This is a genomic window from Arthrobacter sp. NPDC057388 (assembly GCF_042668165.1).
GTDB lineage: Bacteria > Actinomycetota > Actinomycetes > Actinomycetales > Micrococcaceae > Arthrobacter.
The window spans coordinates 77,432-96,367 of sequence record NZ_JBHVBL010000009.1; the positions used below are offsets into that span (position 1 = coordinate 77,432).

Consider the following 18,936-nt stretch of genomic DNA (forward strand, 5'->3'; position numbering starts at 1 on the left):
GCACCTCAGTATTCCGGGACAGCTTCCTCCGCCACCGCGGCCGCCTCAGCGAACTGCGTCCGGTACAGCTCGGCGTAGCGGCCGTCCGCGGCCAGCAGCTCGGCGTGGGTTCCGCGCTCCACGATGCGGCCGTCCTCCACCACCAGGATGGCGTCGGCGGCACGGATGGTGGAGAGCCGGTGGGCAATGACGACGGCGGTGCGGCCTTCCAGCGCAACCCCCAGTGCCGCCTGCACCGCGGCCTCGTTCGTGGAGTCCAGGGCAGCTGTGGCCTCGTCCAGGATCACCACGCGGGGCTGGGCTATCAGCAGCCGGGCGATGGTCAGCCGCTGGCGTTCGCCGCCGGAGAGCCGGTAGCCGCGCTCCCCCACCACGGTGTCCAGGCCGTCCGGCAACGAGCGGACCATCGTTTCGAGCCGGGCCTGGCGCAGCACCGCCCACATGTCCTCCTCGGTCGCCTCCGGGCGGGCCAGCCTGAGGTTGGAGGCGATGCTTTCGTGGAACAGGTGCCCGTCCTGCGTGACCATGCCAAGGGTGGCGCGCATGGAATCAAAGGTCAGGTCGCGGACGTCCAGACCCGCGGCGGGGCCGAAGCCGCCGAGGCGCACGGCCCCGGAGTCGACGTCGTACAGCCGTGACAGCAGCTGGGCGACTGTGGACTTCCCGGCCCCGGAGGAGCCCACGAGGGCGACAGTCTGTCCCGGTTCCACACGGAAACTGATGCCGTGCAGCACTTCCTCGCCGCCGCGGGTATCCAGCGTGGCCACCTCTTCGAGCGAGGCCAGTGACACCTTGTCCGCGGACGGGTAGGAGAAGCGGACGTCGTCGAACTCCACGGCCACGGGTCCGGGCGGGACTTCCAGCGCACCGGGCTTTTCCTTGATGAGCGGATCGAGGTCCAGGATTTCGAAGACCCGCTCAAAGCTGACGAGGGCACTCATGATTTCCACCCGGGCGTTGGACAGCGAGGTGAGCGGGGCGTAGAGGCGGGTCAGCAGCAGTGCCAGCACCACGACGTCGCCCGGGGCGAGCTGGCCGCCGATGGCCAGCCAGCCGCCGAGGCCGTAGACCAGGGACAGGGCCAGCGCGGAGACGAGCGTCAGCGCCGTCACGAAGGTGAACTGCAGCATGGCGGTCCGCACGCCGATGTCGCGGACGCGTCCGGCGCGGAGCGCGAACTCGCGGGATTCGTCGTCCGGCCGTCCGAAGAGCTTCACCAGGGTGGCGCCGGGTGCGGAGAACCTCTCGGTCATCTGGGTGCCCATGGCGGCGTTGTGCTCGGCCGCCTCGCGCCGCAGGTCAGCGAGCCGCGAGCCCATCCGCCGTGCGGGGATCAGGAAGATCGGCAGCAGGATCATGGCCAGCACCGTGACCAGCCAGGAGGTGTTCAGCATGACCACCAGGGTGAGGATGAGCGCCACCACGTTGCTCACCACACCGGACAGGGTCCCGGCGAACGCGGACTGGGCGCCGATCACATCGTTGTTCAGGCGGCTGACCAGCGCACCGGTGCGGGTCCGGGTGAAGAACGCGATGGGCATCCGCTGGACGTGGTCGAACACCTTGGTGCGGAGGTCCACAATGACGCCCTCGCCGATCGTGGAGGACAGCCAGCGGCTAACCAGCCCAAGGCCCGCTTCCGCCACGGCCACGCCGGCGATCAAGGCAGCCAGGCGGAGCACCTCGCCGGCATCCGAGCGTGCCACGATGGTGTTGACCACCTGGCCGGCCAGCACCGGGGTGGCCACCGCCAGGAAGGCCAGCGCGACGGACACGGCCACGAAGGCGGCCAGCCTCCCGCGGTGCGGCCGGGCGAAGCCCAGGACCCGTTTGAGGGTCGCCTTTGAAAACGGCTGGGAGCCGCTCTTGGCCCGGGTGATCTGGTGCAGCGAGCGCCAGGCGACGCCATCCATGCTCATCTGTTCTGCTCCATCTTGCCAGCCGCCAGTTCGGTGACGGCTCCGTTGTCCACGTTCCAGCGCACATCCAGCCGGACATTTTCCAGCAGCCGCCGGTCGTGGGTGACCAGCAGCAGGGCGCCGTCGTAGCTTTCCAGTGCTTCTTCGAGCTGCTCGATTGCCGGGAGGTCCAGGTGGTTGGTGGGCTCATCCAGAACCAGCAGGTTCACACCGCGGGCCTGCAGCAGGGCGAGGGCGGCGCGGGTCCGCTCCCCCGGCGACAGTGAATCCACGGCCCGCTGGGTGTGGTCCGCCTTGAGGCCGAACTTCGCCAGGAGGGTCCTGACCTCGGCGGACGTGTAATCGGTCAGGACGGATTCGACGGCGTCCGCCAGTTTGAGGTGTCCGGCGAGCAGTCCGCGGGCCTGGTCGATCTCGCCCACCGCCACGGACACACCAAGCGAAGCGTCCCCGGAGTCAGGTTCCTGGGTTCCCAGAAGCAGCCGGAGCAGCGTCGATTTCCCCGCACCGTTGGGCCCGGTGATGCCGATCCGCTCACCCGCGTTGAGCTGGAGGTTAAGCGGTCCCAGGGTGAAGCCGCCCTGCCGGACCACCGCGTCGCGCAGCGTTGCCACCACGGAGCTGGAGCGGGGAGCCTGGCCGATGCTGAACTGCAGCTGCCACTCCTTGCGCGGTTCCTCCACCACTTCGAGGCGGGCGATGCGCGACTCCATCTGCCGGACCTTCTGTGCCTGCTTCTCGGACGACTCAGTGCTGGCCGCCCGGCGGATCTTGTCGTTGTCGGGGCTTTTCCGCATCGCGTTCCGGACGCCCTGCGAGCTCCATTCCCGCTGTGTGCGGGCACGGGATACCAGGTCCGCCTTGGTGGCGGCGAATTCCTCATACCGTTCACGGGCATGCCGGCGGGCCACGGCGCGCTCTTCCAGGTAGGACTCGTAGCCGCCGTCGTATACGGCCACCGCGTTCTGGGCGAGGTCCAGTTCCACGATGGAGGTCACGCAGCGGGCCAGGAACTCGCGGTCATGGGAGACCAGCACCACTCCGCCGCGAAGGCCCTGCACGAAGGCTTCCAGTTTGGCCAGGCCGTCCAGGTCAAGGTCGTTGGTGGGTTCGTCCAGGAGCACCACGTCGAAGCGGCTCAGCAGCAGGGCGGCGAGCGCCACGCGTGCGGCCTGGCCGCCGGAAAGGCCGGTCATTTCGGCGTCGGGTCCGACCTCCAGGCCCAGGTCCGCCAGGACAGGTGCTATGCGTTCGTCCAGGTCCGCGGCGCCGGAGGCCATCCAGCGGTCAAAGGCCACCGCGTACGCATCATCGGCGCCCGGCGCCCCCGAGCCCAGCGCTTCGGCAGTGGATTCCATCTCGGCGGTGGCCTTCGCGCAGCCGGTGCGGCGGGCGATGTACGCGGCGACTGTCTCGCCGGGAATCCGTTCATGCTCCTGCGGCAGCCATCCCACAAAGGCGTCCGCCGGGGCGAGGCTCACTGTGCCGTCCTGCGCCTGGTCCGCGCCGGCGAGGAGCCGCAGCAGGGTGGACTTGCCGGCGCCGTTGGCGCCGACCACGCCAACGACATCCCCGGGGGCCACTGTGAGGGACAGCCCGGAGAAGAGGGTGCGGTGGTCATGACCGCCCGAAAGGTCCTTCGCAACAAGGGTTGCAGTCATCAATCCATCCTCTCACCGCTGCCCGTTTTCGCCCGAAAATCCGGGCGGGCATGAAAGAACCCGCTGGTCCGGACTTGGGGGGTGTACGGACCAGCGGGTTCGACCATTTAGCATAGTGGAAGTGGCGCGCTACGTAAAATCGAGGCGGCGGGCTGCCCCTTCCCACCACCTTTCCAGCCAGCAGAGAGCGATCGATGCCCTTACCCGCCAAGGCCTTCCAGCGCTGGCTGCATGGCATCGCCCCCGACGCCAGCGTTGCCGACGTCGCCCGGGCATCAGGGGTCAAACGGACCACCCTTGCCCAGCAGCTGGTCCGCGGCAAGGTGGCCGAGACAACCGTGGTGGGCATCAGCCGGGCCTATAACATCAACCCGGTGGCGGCGCTCGGTTCCTTCGAGCCTTACCGGGATCTGGAAATGCCGCCGATCCCGCCCACCCTGCAGGAGCTGGTCAGCCAGATTGCAACCGCGGACCTGCTGCACGCCATCATCGCCCGCACGGAGCCGGACGGCGGTGCCGGTGCGGGGGCAGCACCGCCTGAACTGAGCCCGCCGCCGCATGCCACCTCCGTGAAGAACTGGGTGGACGCCATCGACGACGGCGAACTCCGCCACCGCGTCTCCGCCGCCACCGGCGTCGCTCCCCAAAACTACTCAGCACAGCTGACCGCCAACCGGCTCGCCCCCGAACTGGCCGTCGCCACCTCCCGCGCCGCCGGCGTCGGACTCGCCAGCGGACTGGTAGCCACCGGACTGGTCACCGAAACCGAAGCCGGCTGGCCCCCCGGCGCCCGCCAGGCGGCCCTGGACCGGCTAAGCGACGGCGACCTGACGGCCCTGGCAGGCGAACGGCTCCAGGCCCTCGGCAAAACCCTGCGCCGGCAGGAACACGACCAACGACAAACCGAACAGATCTGGAAGAACCTCGGATGATTGAGATCCTGCAGTGGACCACGCTGGCTGCGTCCGGCATCGCGGCGCTGAGCCGGGTCCCCAACCTGGTCCGCGGGAAGAACAGCTCCATCTTTTATGCCCTGGCGCTCCTGACGCTGGCTATCCTGCTGAGCATCCACGAACCCTACATGGCAATCGATGCCCTGCTGGGCGGCACAAACCTTGCCAACCTCCTGCTGCGCTTCATCATCTTTGGGGCCATCTTTTTCCTTGCCCTGCGGATCGCGGCCGCATTTGGCGACAAGCGCGGAATTCAGCTGATCCGGGGAAGCATCGGCACGTCCGCCCTGGCACTGATTTCTGTGGCGATGCTGGTTTGCTTCGCCCTCATGGACACCTCGGGGTCGTCCGCGGGGCTCGTCGAGGTGGCGGCGAAGGACCAGCGGAACGCACTGCTCGTCGAGTACTACGGCGCCGCCGGCCGGGCGTACCCGGCCTACGTCTGCCTGGCGATCCTTCCGGGAATGCTGCGGGCCGTCAGGAGCTCGCTGCCCGCCCTGGTCCGGACCAGTGCGGCACTTCTGGCCGTGGGCAGCATCGCCATCCCTCTGTCATTGCTTTTCCCGCTCGTCCCGCCGGGGCTGGGCTTCCTGCGCTTCGTCGTCAACTACACGGCCATCCTTTGCTTTGTGGTTGGCCTGGCGCTGATCTGGGTGGCCAGCGGCCGGGCCGGCCGGAAGCACCGGCCGCGGGCCACCGGACGCCGCTGATAAGCATCGCCGCTAGGATAAGTCAAACATTCGTTCAGCAGAGAGCGTTTCATGCCCCTTCCCGCCAAAGCATTCCAGCGCTGGCTTAGCGGCGTAGCACCGGATACCAGCACGGCCGATATTTGCAGGGTCTCAGGCGTCAAACGGACCACCCTCGCCCAGCAGATGGTGCGGGGCAAGGTCGCCGAGGCCACAGTGGTGAGCATCAGCCGGGCCTACAACATCAATCCGGTTGCAGCGCTGGCCACCTTCGAGGTTTACAGCGACCTCGCCGGTTCCCCGATCCGTCCCACCGATAAGGAACTGGTAAGCCAAATCGCCACCGTCGACCTTCTGCGGGCCGTCATTCTTCGCACCGCGCCAAAGAGTTCCGCCGGCCCGGCCGGGCCTGAAACTTCGTTGCCTGAACTGAGCCCGCCGCCGCATGCCACCTCCGTGAAGAACTGGGTGGACGCCATCGACGACGGCGAACTCCGCCACCGCGTCTCCGCCGCCACCGGCGTCGCTCCCCAAAACTACTCAGCACAGCTGACCGCCAACCGGCTCGCCCCCGAACTGGCCGTCGCCACCTCCCGCGCCGCCGGCGTCGGACTCGCCAGCGGACTGGTAGCCACCGGACTGGTCACCGAAACCGAAGCCGGCTGGCCCCCCGGCGCCCGCCAGGCGGCCCTGGACCGGCTAAGCGACGGCGACCTGACGGCCCTGGCAGGCGAACGGCTCCAGGCCCTGGGCAAAACCCTGCGCCGGCAGGAACAGGACCAGGAACAAACGGAAAGAATCTGGGAGAACCTGGTATGAGAGAGATTCTTCCGTGGATAACGCTGGTTGTCTGTGCGGGTGCTGCCGCGGCCCGGATCCCCAGCGCCCTTCGTGGGCGGAATCCCTCCCTTTTCTTCATCTTCCTTCTGGCCACCGCGGCCAGCGTCCTCAGCATCGAAAGTTTCTACCTGGCCATTGACCGGGCCCTTGGCGGCGTCAACATCGCCAATGTCATCCTCCGGCTCATCGCCTTCGGCACCATACTCCTGGTGGCGGTCCGGGTGACGAAGGCCTTCGGGGCCGCCGGCGCCTACCGCCTGATCACAGGACGCATCGGACTGGCCATGCTTGCCGTGTTTTCCGTCGGCCTCGTGGCGATCTTCCTGATCATGGATGCCACCGCGTCATCCGTCGGCCTGCGGGGGACAGCGGACGCCAGCCCGCGGAACGCGGTGCTGGTGCCGCTCTACTGGGCCGCTGCCCGCGGGTACCTGGCCTACGTTGCGCTCGCACTCCTGCCGTCGCTGCTCCGGTGCCTGCGCAGCCCGCTGCCGTGGCTGGTGCGTTCCGGTGCTGCCCTGATGGCCGCCGGAGCCATGGCAACTGTGGCGGGTTTCCTGCTGGAATTCGCCGCGGCGGCATTGGACCGGCAGAGGCTGCTGGTCAACAACGCCGCGGTGGTTTTCTTCGCTCTCGGGCTGGCGTCGGTGTGGTTGGCGCGGGTAGTGGCCACCGGGCGCCGCAGTCACGGAACGTCATCTACCGCAGGGTAGCAATATGGGATTCACAAAATCATTAGACCGTGAGAGAATCATGAATGTGTGAAAGCAGTTGCTGCCTGGCTCACAAGCCGTGGCGCCTGCCGGATCACACATTGGGGGGATGAGTGGTGGCGGCCGTTGGGGACCGCCCCCACTCAGCCTTTTTAAGGGCTCTTTAGGGGCGCGCCGGGGCCTGCCGCATAGCGGCACAGCGCCCCTCGTATGATGGCGAAATAAAAGGTCTTTTCAAACGCGTTGCATCCAGTAGCATCGCCGGCGGCCCTGGCCGCCGCGGTGCCCGCCGCTGCCGCCTGAAGAAGAAGGTACCCGCCATGAACCGTACCCACACCCGCCGCTCTGCCCTCGCAGCCACCCTCGCCGGACTGGCCCTGGCGCTGACGGCCTGCGGCGGCGGATCCCAGGCTCCCGCCGCCAGCAGCCCGGGCACCGCCGGCGGCACCGACACGTCACTGAGCGACGTGAAATCCAGGGGCGAGATTGTCATCGCCACCGAGGGCACGTACAAGCCCTTCAGCTTCCACGCCGAGGGTGCCGGCGACCTCACGGGCTACGACGTCGAGATCGCCCGCGCCGTCGCCGGGAAACTCGGCGTGAAGGCCACCTTCCAGGAGACCCAGTTCGACGGCATCTTCGCCGGCCTCGACGCCAAGCGCTTCGACACCATCGCCAACCAGATCTCCATCAACGACGAACGCAAGGCCAAATACGACTTCTCCAAGCCGTACACCGTCTCCACGGGCGTGGTCGTGACGAAGGCGGACAACAACAGCATCACCGGTTTTGACAGCCTTAAGGGCAAGACCACGGCCCAGTCGCTCACCAGCAACTTCTACAAACTGGCCGTCGACGCCGGCGCCAACGTCCAGTCAGTGGAAGGCTGGGCACAGAGCGTGGCACTTGTCCGGCAGGGCCGTGTGGATGCGACCGTGAACGACAAGCTCACGTACCTCGACTACGCCAAGACGAATCCTGACGCCGGGCTGAAGATCGCGGCCGAGACCAGGGAGAAATCGGAAAGCGCCTTCGTGTTCCGTAAGGGCTCCAAGGAACTCACGGCCGCGGTGGACAAGGCGCTGGACGACCTCCGCGCTGACGGAACGCTGACCAAGATCTCGGAGAAGTACTTCGACACGGACGTCACCAAGTAGATGCCGTTCAACTGGGATCTCGTCTGGAGCTCCTTCGGCCCCCTTGTCACGGGCGCAGTCACCGGCACCATCCCGCTGACCCTGGCATCGTTCGCGATAGGCCTTGCATTGGCCCTGCTGGTAGCGCTGATGCGCCTGAGCCGGAACGTGGTGGTGTCCGGCGTGGCGCGGTTCTACGTGTCGGTGATCCGCGGGACGCCGCTGCTGGTGCAGCTATTTGTGATTTTCTACGGCCTGCCGAGCCTCGGCGTGAAGCTCGATCCGTGGCCCAGTGCCATCATCGCCTTCTCGCTCAACGTGGGCGGATATGCGGCGGAGGTCGTCCGCGCAGCCATCCTGTCCGTGCCCAAGGGCCAGTGGGAAGCCGGCCACACCATCGGCATGTCGCGGGGCCAGTCCCTGCGCCGCATCATCCTTCCGCAAGCTGCCAGGGTGTCGGTGCCGCCGCTGTCCAACACCTTTATTTCGCTGGTCAAGGACACCTCGCTGGCTTCGCTGATCCTTGTCACGGAGCTGTTCCGCAACGCCCAGCAGATCGCGGCCTTCAGCCAGGAGTTCATGGTGCTGTACTTGGAGTCGGCCCTCGTCTACTGGGTCATCTGCCTGGCACTCTCCTCCGGGCAGTCCGTCCTTGAAAGGAGATTGGACCGCTATGTCGCCCACTGACGGCGCAACCCATACGGCCGCCTCCGGCGCCGCAGGTCAGGCCAGGCCGGTGCTCTCTGTCCGCAACCTCGCGAAGGCATTCGGCAGCAACGTGGTGCTGCGGGACATCGACCTCGACGTGCGCCGGGGCAACGTGGTGGCCCTGATCGGGCCGTCGGGGTCCGGCAAGACCACCGTGCTGCGCTCACTGAACGGACTGGAAAAGCCCGACGCCGGCACTGTCACCTTTGCCGGCTCCGGCCCCGGCCTTGCCCTGGATTTCGCCGCCAAAGTCTCCAAGAAAGAGATCTCGGACCTGCGGGACCGCAGCGCCATGGTGTTCCAGCACTACAACCTGTTCCCGCACATGACCGTCCTGCAGAACGTCATCGAAGGACCCGTGCAGGTCCAGAAGCGCAAACGGGCTGAGGCGGTTGCCGAGGCCGAAAAACTCCTTGCCAGGGTGGGCCTGGCGGACAAGCGCGATGCGTATCCCTTCGAGCTGTCCGGCGGCCAGCAGCAGCGCGTGGGCATTGTGCGTGCCCTGGCCCTGAAGCCCCAGCTCCTGCTGTTTGACGAGCCCACATCGGCGCTGGACCCGGAACTCGTGGGCGACGTCCTGGGCGTGATCCAGGAGCTCGCCGACGAAGGCTGGACCATGGTCATCGTCACCCACGAGCTGGCCTTTGCCCGGCAGGTGGCGGACGAAGTCATCTTCATGGACGGCGGCGTGGTCGTGGAGCGCGGGCCGGCCGCGGAGGTCCTGCGGGCGCCGCGGCAGGAGCGGACCCGGCAATTCGTCCGGCGCCTGCTGCACGAGTTCTAAGCCGGGGTAGCTGCCGGCAGCGCCAGCCTCCGCCATTTCGCCAAAAAAGGCCGCGCAGCAGCCAAGCTGAGCGGCCCTTTTTGGCAATTCGCCAGACCACTCGTCCCTTGAGCGGCCCTTTTTGGTAAATCCCCGGACCATCGCCCCTCGAGCGGCCCTTTTGGGCAAATCAACGAGCCCGAACAAAAGTGACGCCCCGCCAGGCCACGCGAAGCACGAAGGCAGCCGCTCCAGCCTTCGCTATTTCGCCAAAAAAGGCCGCCCAGCAGCCAAGCTACGCGGCCCTTTTTGGCAATTCGCCAGACCACTCGTCCCTTGAGCGGCCCTTTTTGGCAATTCGCCAGACCACTCGTCCCTTGAGCGGCCCTATTGGTAAATCGACGAGCCCCGAAACCTGACGGCTTGCCAGCCCACGCCAAGCACGAAAGCCCCCCGTCTCCGCCGTTTCGCCAAAAAAGGCCGCCCAGCAGCAAGCTAGGCGGCCCGTTTTGGCAATTCGCCCTGGCGAGTCACCGTTCAGCGGGCGAGCCGCAGGGTCACCAGCTGGAACGGGCGCAGCGTGAGCTCCGCGGAGTCGGCCCCGGCCACCACGCCGGCCGTCTCGACCGGACGCTCCAGCAGGTCCACGGCCTGGATTCCCTTCGCCGGGAAATTGGCCGTGAGCCGTCCGGCCGAGCGCCGGCCGAGCGACTCGTACAGCCGGACGATGACGTCTCCGGAGCCGTCCTCGGCGAGCTTCACGGCTTCAACCACCAGGGCCGGGTTGTCCACGGAGACCAGCGCTTCGGCCTGGTGCGCGCCGCGGACCGTCCTGGGCGCGAGGTTTGCCCGGTAGCCCTCTTCCACGGCCTCCGCGATTCCCGCTGCCGGGCGGATCGAGACATCCAGCACGTGCCGGCCGCGGTCGGCCTGGGGATCGGGGAACTTGGCCGCGCGCAGCAGTGAGAGCCGGACGGTGGTGGTGGTCCCGCCGTCGTCCCGGACGGACCGGGCGACGTCGTGGCCGTACGTGGAGGCGTTGGCGATGGCCACGCCGTAGCCGGGCTCGGCGACGTGGATCCAGCGGTGCGCGCAGATCTCGAACTTCGCCGCCTCCCAGGACGTGTTCACGTGGGTGGGCCGGAAGACGTGGCCGAACTGGGTCTCCGCCGCCGACCGGTCGGCCCTCAGGTCCAGCGGGAAGCCCAGCTTGAGCAGCTTCTCGCGCTCCTGCCAGTCCACCTCGGTGGAGATTCCCAGGGACGGGCTGCCCGCCGCCAGGGTGATGCGCTGGGTGATGCGGGAGGAACCGGTGCGCCGTTCCACCACGACGACGGCGTCCCCGCCGTGCCGTTCCAGCCTCACCTCTGCGGCATCATCCAAGGAGACGACGGTCCGCCGGTAAAACTCATCAATGTCCCAGGCATCCCATTCGTTCGGGGTGTCCCGGTGCAGTTCCAGATGGTTTCCGAACTGGCCGGGGGCGATGGCCTCCCGGCCCGTCCCGTGATCCCGCAGGGAAGTCAGGAGCCCGTTGCTGTCCAGCACCGCACGGATGACGCCATTGTCCAGGACAAAGCCGCCATCCCGGGGGGTGGCCTGAACTGGGTCTTCCGTTGGGGCCGGCACTGCGGCGGCGAGCGCCGGGACCCCGGACCGGGCGTGCGGGCCGGCGTTGAGCAGGAACTCCTCGGTCCCCTCGCCCAGGAGGGCGCCGGCCGCCTCGCTGATGAGCGCTTCGAGCCCCTTGGCCACGGCTGCATAGTTTCGCTCGGCGTCCTGGTGGACCCAGGCGATGGCGCTGCCGGGCAGGATGTCATGGAACTGCTGCAGGAGCACCAGCTGCCACAGCCGCTTCAGCTCGGCTGCGGGGTAGGAGTACTCGCCGGAGCGCACGGCCGCAGTGGCGCACCAGAGCTCCGCCTCGCGGAGAAGGTGCTCGGAGCGCCGGTTGCCCTGCTTGGTCCGGGCCTGGCTGGTGTAGGTGCCGCGGTGCAGCTCCAGGTACATTTCGCCCACCCAGACCGGCAGCGCCGGGTACTCGGCTTCGGCCTGTTCAAAGAAGCTTTGGGGCGTTCCGATCCGGACTTTCGGCGAGCCTTCCAGGTCAGCCGCGCGGTGTGCGGCAGCGAGCATCTCCCGCGTGGGTCCCCCACCGCCGTCGCCATAGCCGAACGGAACCAGCGAGGTGGTGCCGTAGCCGTGATCGCGGTAGTTTCGCTCGGCATGCGCCAGGTCCCGGGCGCTGAGTTCGGAGTTGTAGCTGTCCACGGGCGGGAAGTGTGTGAAGAGGCGGGTGCCGTCAATACCTTCCCAGTTAAAGGTATGGTGCGGCATCCGGTTGATCTGGTTCCAGGAGATTTTCTGGGTGAGGAACCAGCGGCTCCCGGCGGCCTTAACGATCTGTGGCAGGGCTGCGGAGTAGCCGAAGGAATCCGGCAGCCAGGCTTCCTGGCATTCGACGTCGAATTCCCTGAGGAAGAAGCTCTTGCCTTCCACGAACTGCCGGGCCATGGCCTCGCCGCCGGGCATGTTGGTGTCGGATTCCACCCACATGCCGCCGACGGGAATGAACTGCCCGGACGTCACCTTTTCCCGGATGCGCCCGAACAGCTCCGGGTAGTACTCCTTCATCCAGGCAAGCTGCTGGGCCGAGGAGCAGGAAAACACGAAGTCCGGATCCTCGTCCATCAGGGCCACGACGTTGGAGAACGTCCGGGCGCACTTGCGCATGGTCTCCCGCACCGGCCACAGCCAGGCCGAATCGATGTGCGCATGCCCGGTGGCCAGGAGTTGGTGGGCGGAAGCGTAAGCAGGCCTGGCCAGGACCTCGGCCAGCGCGGCCCGTCCCGCCGCCGCCGTGCCCGCAATGTCATCCGGGTCCATGGTGTCCATCATGCGTTCCAGGGCACGAAGGATCTCGTGCCGGCGCGGCAGTTCGGTGGGCAGCTCATGCATGAGGCCGCTGAGCGTCAGCACGTCCTGCTGGAGTTCCCACACGGCGCGGTTCAGCTCCGCGATGGCGATGCTGCCCAGGCGGTACTGCGTTTCGTTGCCGGCGGTGGCCTTGTCGCCGTACGGAGTGGGCGCGAAGCTCCAGCCCTGGGCCACGTCGGGATTGGCTGCCGCCTCCACGTAGAAGTCGACCGCCAGGCCGCTGCCCAGCAGTTTCAGCGGGATGTGCTGGTTGCGGGGCGAAATGGCCTTGATGATCGTCCCGTCCGGACGCCACGCGATCCCCTCGCACTGGAAGCCCGGGATTTCGGTGGTGAACCCGAGATCCACGATGATTTCCACCTCGGTGTCCGGCGCCATTCCCCAGGCCTCCGGGACCTCGCCCTGCAGGCGCAGCCATTTGGTGCTCCACGGACGTCCCCAGGCGGCACCGTGTTCCTGCGGCACGAAATCCTGCCGCAGGGCTTCCAGGACGGGGACGGGTTCATCGGGAACGTCCCAGCTTGTGAGCTCCAGGGGGACGCTGCGCCCATAGATGGCGGGCGTGATCCGTTCGCGGAGAAAGCGGTCCAGGCGGACTTCCGTGATCCGGCGGTCGTCGTGCAATGTGTACCTCTTTAGTACGTGAAAGCGGAAGCGGGGTGTGCTGGCTTTCGTGCGGGCATGGGCGTCGCGTCAGCTTGCGTCCGGGCAGTTCGGCTGCAGCCGGATCGGATCAGCGCTTCCATTCGATGGATAAAATCTACTGCGTCCGCGTCCGGCCGCCAAGAGGCCACGCCCTTACTGCGCCACCGGCGCCGGAGTGGAAATGCGCTCGGGACCTGCGTATACGTTAAGGCTGGTTCGCCGGCTGAAGCCGGCGAGTGTGACGCCTGTGGACTCCGCAAGCTCCACCGCAAGGCTTGACGGTGCGCTGACTGCGGCGAGCACCGGAATGCCTGCCAGCGCGGCCTTCTGGACCAGTTCAAAGGAGGCCCGCCCGGACACCTGGAGCACGGTGTTGGTGAGCGGCAGCCGCCGTTCGCGCAGCGCCCAGCCCACCACTTTGTCCACCGCGTTGTGCCGGCCCACGTCCTCCCGCAGGCACAGCAGTTCGGCACCGCCGTCGTCGCCGATCCTGAACAGCCCGGCCGCGTGGACTCCCCCGGTCACCTCGAACACGGCCTGGGCTTCCCGCAGCCGGTCCGGCAGGGCAGCCAGCGTTTCAACGGGAACCGTGAGCCGGTCTGCGGCGGGGTTGAAGTGCGAGGACTTCGTGACTGCCTCAATGGAATCGGTGCCGCAGATCCCGCACGAGCTGGATGTGTAGACGCGCCGCCCGGTGTCCGGCAGGGGCACATCGGGCCGCAGCTGGGCCTCGACCACGTTGAATGTCTGCACGCCGTTTTCGTCTTCGCCGGCGCAGAACCGGAGCGAGATCAACTGTTCGGCATCCCAAATGACACCCTCGGAGACGAGGAAACCTGCGACGAGGTCAAAGTCGTCCCCGGGCGTGCGCATGGTGACCGAGTAGGAAAGGTTGCCCAACCGGATTTCCAGCGGCTCCTCCACGGCGAGCACGTCCTCACGGTGCCGGACCGGGAATTCCAGGGCCGCGGCCGAACCGTCCAGGACGTAGCGGTGCACCTTGCGTCGTTGCGTTACACGGCCCATGCGGTACTCCGCGCTGAGTGGCTGTTCATGACTCCATCATTGCACCTCAGCCGGGCAGGTCTCAGTCCAGCAGGGCACTCCAGTCCACCGGACCGCTTTGGGCTCCCTGCTTGGTTGTGCGGGACGGGGACTTCCGCGCCGGGCTCTTGGCCTTGGGCCCGGCGGCCTTGGTTTCGGGGATGGCAGGGCCCCACGGCAGTGCGAAAGCAGGCACCATCTCGCCCAGCTGCACGCCGTGCGGCGGAACCACCAGCACACCGTCGGCCGACGCCAGCCCGCGCATCATGCCGGGCCCGGCGTGCTGCGCGGGCGAAGCCATCCCGTAAAGGAGCCGGAAGGGCATCAGCCGCGTACGGCCGGGCTCGGGATCGAGCATGGTGCCGCAGGGAACTTCCCGGACCGGCGGCAGCTTGCCGTGTCCCAGGGCGGCCAGGAGCGGTGCGCCCACCGTCGAAAGGGCCATCATGGCCGCCAGCGGGTTGCCCGGCAACCCCAGAACGAACCGCCCGTCCGGCAGCTCAGCCAGGACAGCGGGGTGGCCCGGCCGCATGGCCACGCCGTCAATGATCAGCCGTCCGCCCAGTTCAGCGACGGCGCGCCGGAAATGGTCCGTTCCCGAGACGCCGGTGCCGCCGGTGGTGATGACGACGTCGGCCGGCAGGTTCTGTGCCTCCGGGATGCCCGTGTCCTCGAGGCCTGCCAGCCACTCCTCGTAGCTGTCCCCGATCCGGAGCTGTTCACGGCACAGCCCGCCCAGCATTTCCACCACTGCGGGCAGCTGCGGTCCGAACGTGTCACGCACACGTCCGGGATCAGGCAGTCCCCGCTCCACGACCTCCGAGCCTGTCAGCAGCAGCTTCACCACCGGTTTGCCCAGGACCGCCAGTTCGTCGTGGCCGGCCAGTGCGGCCAGCGCCACGTGGGCGGGATTCAGCACGGCGCCGGCCCTGACCAGCACGTCCCCGGCGGTGGCCTCCTCCGCAGCCTTGCGGATGTGCTGGCCGTTGCGCGGTTCGCCGGGGCGGGCGGTGCCGCCCAGCGTCAGGACAGGCAGGCCGTCGTCGTCTGTGGAGATCACACCGCTCTCTTTGCGCAGCACGGCCTTGGCGCCGGGCGGGATGAGTCCGCCCGTCACAATCACGCTCGCCTGGTGCGGTGCCAGCCTCTGCCCCGCTTCGGCCAGGATCCAGGGGCCGCTTCCGTTGACGGCCCAGCCGTCCATGGCTGATGACGCATAGTGCGGCAGGTCCTGGCGGGCGGTGATATCCACGGCCAAGGTCCGTCCGACGGCGTCGCGCAAGGGCACGGGCGCCGCCGGGATCGGGGTGGCACAGTCGAAGGCTGCCCGCCGGGCTTCCTCCCAGGTGTGATCCAGGTGCTTGGCGTGGGCCGCCTCCACGGCGGGTTCGCTGTCTGTGGCGGGTCCGGCACCGGAGGCGGGATCGCCGGCGCCGGCGGGTTCACCATCCGGGGCAACGTCCGGAACAACTGCCTCACCGGCAGCAGCGGCGTCACTGTTAAGGCTGGCGTCGCCTGAGGAGTCCGGAGTGCCGGAAGGGCCGGGACCGGCGGAGCGGTGCTCGGGCGCGGCCGTCATTCCCCCGGGGTCCCGGTGGGCACCGCGGATCCGGCGGAGCCGGCGGCCGGGGAACCTTCCGCAGACTGCGCCTCGTCGGCGGCATAGGCCTTGGCCACGGACCGCGCCACGTCCATGGCGTGCTGCACGGATGCGGCATCGGGCGCCCGGCCCGAATCAGCGGCCAGTCCGACGGCGAGCCCGGCTATGAAGGTGGTCAGCGGTGCCGCCGGACGCACCACTGAGTGCGCGGCCACTCCCGCGACGGACAGCACCTCGTTGATGTCAACGTCCACGTCCTCGAGCTTAAAAGCCCGCAGCAGCAGACGGCACCATTCCTCAAGTGTCTCGTCCTGGCTCTTCATGCCTGCCTCCAAATTCACGGCGGCCCGGAAGGCGGCTCACGGCTCCCGGACAGCTACTCCCAACGCGGCCGCGTCGTCCCAGGTATCCACGTCATCGGTGGACCCGGCAGGGACAGCCACAGCCTGCAGGTCAAGACTAGCAAGGAGGGCGAACACCGAGCCGTGCACCAGGGCATTGCGCGCGGCGGCAGCGCGCACCGCGCGTTCCAGCACAGCTGTGCCATAAAAACCGGCCAGCGGCTGGAGCCGCCCCTCTGCGGACGATGCCATGACGCCGTCGGCGCCCCCTGGGAGCGCTGCCCGGAGGGCACGCACAGCGTCTCCAGCCCGCGGCATGTCGCAGGCGAGGACCAGAACCAGGTCCGCCCGGCCCGCACCGCGGAGTGCGTCGAGGCCGGCGGCAATCGCTGCCGCGGGGCCCGCAAAAGGCGGGTCCTCACGGCAGGTGAGCACGCCGGCCGGAAGGGCCGCCGCCTCAGGACCGACCACAACCATGTGCCGGGCCCCGGCGGCGGCTGCGAGGGACCGCTCAAGGAGGGTGGCGCCGTCGAATATCAGGGCAGACTTGGGTGAGCCGCCCAGCCGCGAGGAGCGGCCGCCGGCCAGGATGATTGCGTCAAAGTCCACAACACCCAGCGTAATGCTGGAAGACTCAGGCTGCCCTTTCCGGAAGCAGGAACGGGTCCCACGCCGGTGTGGGCTTTTCCAGTTCCTTGATCTGCCACATGGTGCCCACCGGTGGAGCCGGATCGAACCGGAGCTTCCAGCCCATCTCCGCGGGCGTGTGGTCGCCTTTGACGTTGTTGCAGCGCAGGCACGCTGCCACGAGGTTCTCCCAGGAGTCAGCACCACCCCGGGATTTAGGCTGGACATGGTCTATGGTGTGGGCTGCTTTGCCGCAGTAGGCGCACCGGTGGCCGTCGCGGCGGAGCACACCGCGCCTGCTCACCGCGGTGATCATGTTGTACCGGGGACGGATATAGCGGTTGAGGAGAATCACGGACGGACGGCCCATGATGTCCTGGGGCCCGACGACAGGATCGTCGCCTTCGGCCACCACGCTTGCCTTTCCGGTGAGCACAAGGACCAGCGCCCGGCGGAATGTCACTACCGCCAGCGGTTCATATCCAGCATTCAGAACGAGAGTGCGCATGCACATACCTCTTCACGGCCGCACCCGGCAGAGGCGCGAGGGCCGGCTGCCCTCTGCATGTCCGGGCTATGGATCGACACCATAAGAGTAAACACTCACTAGGCAGATGAGCGAATCGAACACAAGCACCGTCATGGCGTGTCACCAAAAATTCGTGCGCCCGCAACATGCAAAAGGACCCCCGCCGGGTGGCAGGGGTCCTTCAGAACGCTTTGGGCTGTCTTAGCCGCCGACGCGGATGAAGACGGGGCCGGAGCCGACGTTCACGCTGAACAGCGCGGTGGTTCCGCCGTTCCAGCCGCCGTGAACGGCCTGGCCGTTGCCGACGTAGACAGCGATGTGGGCCAGGCCCATGCCGCCGTTCTGGTAGTAGGCAAGGTCGCCCGGCTTCGCTTCAGCGGCGCTCACGGTGCGACCGAGGGACAGGTAGCCGGCCGGCCAGCCGTGGTAGTGGATACCCACTGCGGCGAGGGCGTTGGTGGCAAGCGCGGTGCAGTCCTGGGAAACACCGAGCTGGGCGTAGGCGGCAGCGGCGATTGCAGCACCCTGGCCGCTCGCGGCGGTGGTCTTCGGCGCTTCCGGAGCAGCGGTCTTCACGGCAGCGGCGGCCTGGACAGCCGGAGCGGCCTCAGCAGCCGGAGCCGGAGCCGGCGCAGCTTCCTCGGCGGGCGCGGCTTCCTGCACCTTGACAACAGGCTTCGGGGCCTCGACGACGGGAGCCGGGGTGGTGGAGACAGCAGGCTTCTCGTAGGAGATGGCGATGCTGGAAGCGGCGGAGATGGTGGCCGGAGCAGCGGACTGGACTTCCAGCGTGGAAGCTGCGGCGGATTCGCGCTGAACGTTGGTCTCAGCGGCGTTGGCGGCGATGCCGCTGGTCAGGACCAGACCGGAAGCAGCAGCGATAACTGCGGCCTGGCGGCCCACACCACCGGCGTTGTCGCCGACGGCCTTGGCAATGACAGCCAGCGAGTTGGTCTTGGTGACCTCGGCGCGGTGCCGTGCAATGGTCGCACGTGTAGTCATTAAAGTTTCTCTCTTTCGTGTTCCACGGTCCGCGGTAGCAGGCCGTGGGTTATCGACGCGCCAGCATCTTGGGGGTAAGCCGGCCCGTCTCGAATCGGATTTTTAGCGAAGGGTGTAAAAAGCGGACGTGCCCGTTGCGGACACCGCGTGCAGGAGAGTGCCCTGCGAGGGGTTCAATGCGCTGATCATCATGCCGTTGCCGACGTAGATTCCCACGTGGGCGCCGCCGTTCTGCATGACCAGGTCACCGGGAGCAGGCGTGGAGGTGGGCTTCATGGCGTTCCACGCGTTGACGCGGGGAATGCTGATGCCTGCCTGTGCGTAAACCCACTGAGTGAAGCCGGAGCAGTCCCAGCCGCTGGGGGTGGTACCGCCCCAGACATAGGGGCTGCCGATGCCGGTGTACGCGATTGCAGCCAGTCCGGACGCTGCGGCGGAGGCCGCACCATCGGCGGACTTTGCGGTGACGGCCATGGCCCCACCGGTGCTCTCGTCGTCGCTGGCCTGGCCTGCCTCGGCTGCCTGGCCCTCATCGCTCGACTGCGGAGCGATGGTTTCGGCGACCGGGGCAGCCACGGTGGTGACTTCAGGACGCTCGAAGGAGACAGTAGCGGTGGGCGCGGCGGTCACAGCAAGCTGTGCGGCCTGGGATCCGGTCTCCGAGGAGGCGGAAACACCAATGTTGGCATCGGCTGCGTTGGCCGGCAGGCCAACACTCAGGATGAGTCCTGAAGCAGCTGCGATGACAGCTGCCTGGCGACCTACTGTGCCGGCATTGGCGCTAACCGCCTTGGACACGGAGTCCAACGGGTTCATACGAACCGTCTGC

17 protein-coding genes are annotated in these 18,936 nt (G+C 67.7%); 7 read left to right on the top strand and 10 right to left on the bottom strand.

Annotated features, from left to right (window positions below; all coding sequences use genetic code 11):
• Positions 1-5 precede the first annotated feature (5 nt).
• Positions 6-1,919, bottom strand: a complete 1,914-nt coding sequence (locus ACFUTU_RS06655) for an ABC transporter ATP-binding protein (protein WP_377962290.1) — start codon at positions 1,917-1,919, stop codon at positions 6-8.
• The gene (locus tag ACFUTU_RS06660; RefSeq protein WP_377962293.1) at positions 1,916-3,580 is read right to left on the bottom strand and encodes an ABC-F family ATP-binding cassette domain-containing protein; all 1,665 of its coding nucleotides are present in this window, start codon (positions 3,578-3,580) and stop codon (positions 1,916-1,918) included. The genes ACFUTU_RS06655 and ACFUTU_RS06660 overlap by 4 nt, the downstream gene beginning before the upstream one ends.
• Positions 3,581-3,774: 194 nt before the next feature.
• Between ACFUTU_RS06660 and ACFUTU_RS06665 the strand changes: the two genes are divergently transcribed.
• The 7 genes from ACFUTU_RS06665 (at position 3,775) to ACFUTU_RS06695 (ending at position 9,403) form a co-directional block, all read left to right on the top strand.
• Entirely contained in the window at positions 3,775-4,512 is a 738-nt protein-coding gene (locus ACFUTU_RS06665) for a hypothetical protein (protein WP_377962296.1), read from the top strand.
• Positions 4,509-5,243 (top strand): hypothetical protein, encoded by a 735-nt coding sequence (locus tag ACFUTU_RS06670; protein ID WP_377962299.1) that lies wholly within the window; start codon positions 4,509-4,511, stop codon positions 5,241-5,243. The genes ACFUTU_RS06665 and ACFUTU_RS06670 overlap by 4 nt, the downstream gene beginning before the upstream one ends.
• Positions 5,244-5,294: 51 nt before the next feature.
• Complete coding sequence (locus ACFUTU_RS06675; RefSeq protein WP_377962302.1) at positions 5,295-6,041, top strand: hypothetical protein; 747 nt, start codon at positions 5,295-5,297, stop codon at positions 6,039-6,041.
• Entirely contained in the window at positions 6,038-6,775 is a 738-nt protein-coding gene (locus ACFUTU_RS06680) for a hypothetical protein (protein WP_377962305.1), read from the top strand. The genes ACFUTU_RS06675 and ACFUTU_RS06680 overlap by 4 nt, the downstream gene beginning before the upstream one ends.
• 320 nt (positions 6,776-7,095) lie before the next feature.
• Positions 7,096-7,932: an amino acid ABC transporter substrate-binding protein gene (locus ACFUTU_RS06685; protein ID WP_377962308.1), complete on the top strand. Its 837-nt coding sequence runs from the start codon at positions 7,096-7,098 to the stop codon at positions 7,930-7,932.
• The gene (locus tag ACFUTU_RS06690) at positions 7,933-8,598 is read left to right on the top strand and encodes an amino acid ABC transporter permease (protein WP_377962311.1); all 666 of its coding nucleotides are present in this window, start codon (positions 7,933-7,935) and stop codon (positions 8,596-8,598) included.
• Positions 8,585-9,403 (top strand): amino acid ABC transporter ATP-binding protein, encoded by an 819-nt coding sequence (locus ACFUTU_RS06695; protein WP_377962315.1) that lies wholly within the window; start codon positions 8,585-8,587, stop codon positions 9,401-9,403. The genes ACFUTU_RS06690 and ACFUTU_RS06695 overlap by 14 nt, the downstream gene beginning before the upstream one ends.
• A gap of 516 nt (positions 9,404-9,919) precedes the next feature.
• Here ACFUTU_RS06695 and ACFUTU_RS06700 read toward each other — a convergent pair.
• The 8 genes from ACFUTU_RS06700 to ACFUTU_RS06735 form a co-directional block, all read right to left on the bottom strand.
• Positions 9,920-12,943, bottom strand: a complete 3,024-nt coding sequence (locus ACFUTU_RS06700) for an alpha-mannosidase (protein ID WP_377962318.1) — start codon at positions 12,941-12,943, stop codon at positions 9,920-9,922.
• A gap of 174 nt (positions 12,944-13,117) precedes the next feature.
• On the bottom strand, positions 13,118-13,990 hold the full coding sequence (fdhD, locus tag ACFUTU_RS06705) for a formate dehydrogenase accessory sulfurtransferase FdhD (protein WP_377962321.1): 873 nt from the start codon (positions 13,988-13,990) through the stop codon (positions 13,118-13,120).
• A gap of 61 nt (positions 13,991-14,051) precedes the next feature.
• Positions 14,052-15,587: a molybdopterin molybdotransferase MoeA gene (locus ACFUTU_RS06710; RefSeq protein ID WP_377962324.1), complete on the bottom strand. Its 1,536-nt coding sequence runs from the start codon at positions 15,585-15,587 to the stop codon at positions 14,052-14,054.
• Positions 15,584-15,931 carry a DUF6457 domain-containing protein gene (locus ACFUTU_RS06715; RefSeq protein WP_377962327.1) on the bottom strand — a complete coding sequence of 116 codons (348 nt, stop codon included), beginning with the start codon at positions 15,929-15,931 and terminating at the stop codon, positions 15,584-15,586. The genes ACFUTU_RS06710 and ACFUTU_RS06715 overlap by 4 nt, the downstream gene beginning before the upstream one ends.
• A gap of 36 nt (positions 15,932-15,967) precedes the next feature.
• Positions 15,968-16,558, bottom strand: a complete 591-nt coding sequence (locus ACFUTU_RS06720) for a molybdenum cofactor guanylyltransferase (RefSeq protein WP_377962330.1) — start codon at positions 16,556-16,558, stop codon at positions 15,968-15,970.
• A 25-nt stretch (positions 16,559-16,583) separates the two neighbouring features.
• On the bottom strand, positions 16,584-17,084 hold the full coding sequence (locus tag ACFUTU_RS06725; RefSeq protein WP_377962333.1) for an HNH endonuclease: 501 nt from the start codon (positions 17,082-17,084) through the stop codon (positions 16,584-16,586).
• Between the two features lie 222 nt (positions 17,085-17,306).
• Positions 17,307-18,107 carry an NlpC/P60 family protein gene (locus ACFUTU_RS06730; protein WP_377962336.1) on the bottom strand — a complete coding sequence of 267 codons (801 nt, stop codon included), beginning with the start codon at positions 18,105-18,107 and terminating at the stop codon, positions 17,307-17,309.
• Positions 18,108-18,209: 102 nt separating this feature from the next.
• Positions 18,210-18,923, bottom strand: coding sequence for a C40 family peptidase (locus ACFUTU_RS06735; protein ID WP_377962339.1), 714 nt, complete (start codon positions 18,921-18,923; stop codon positions 18,210-18,212).
• Positions 18,924-18,936: the final 13 nt, after the last annotated feature.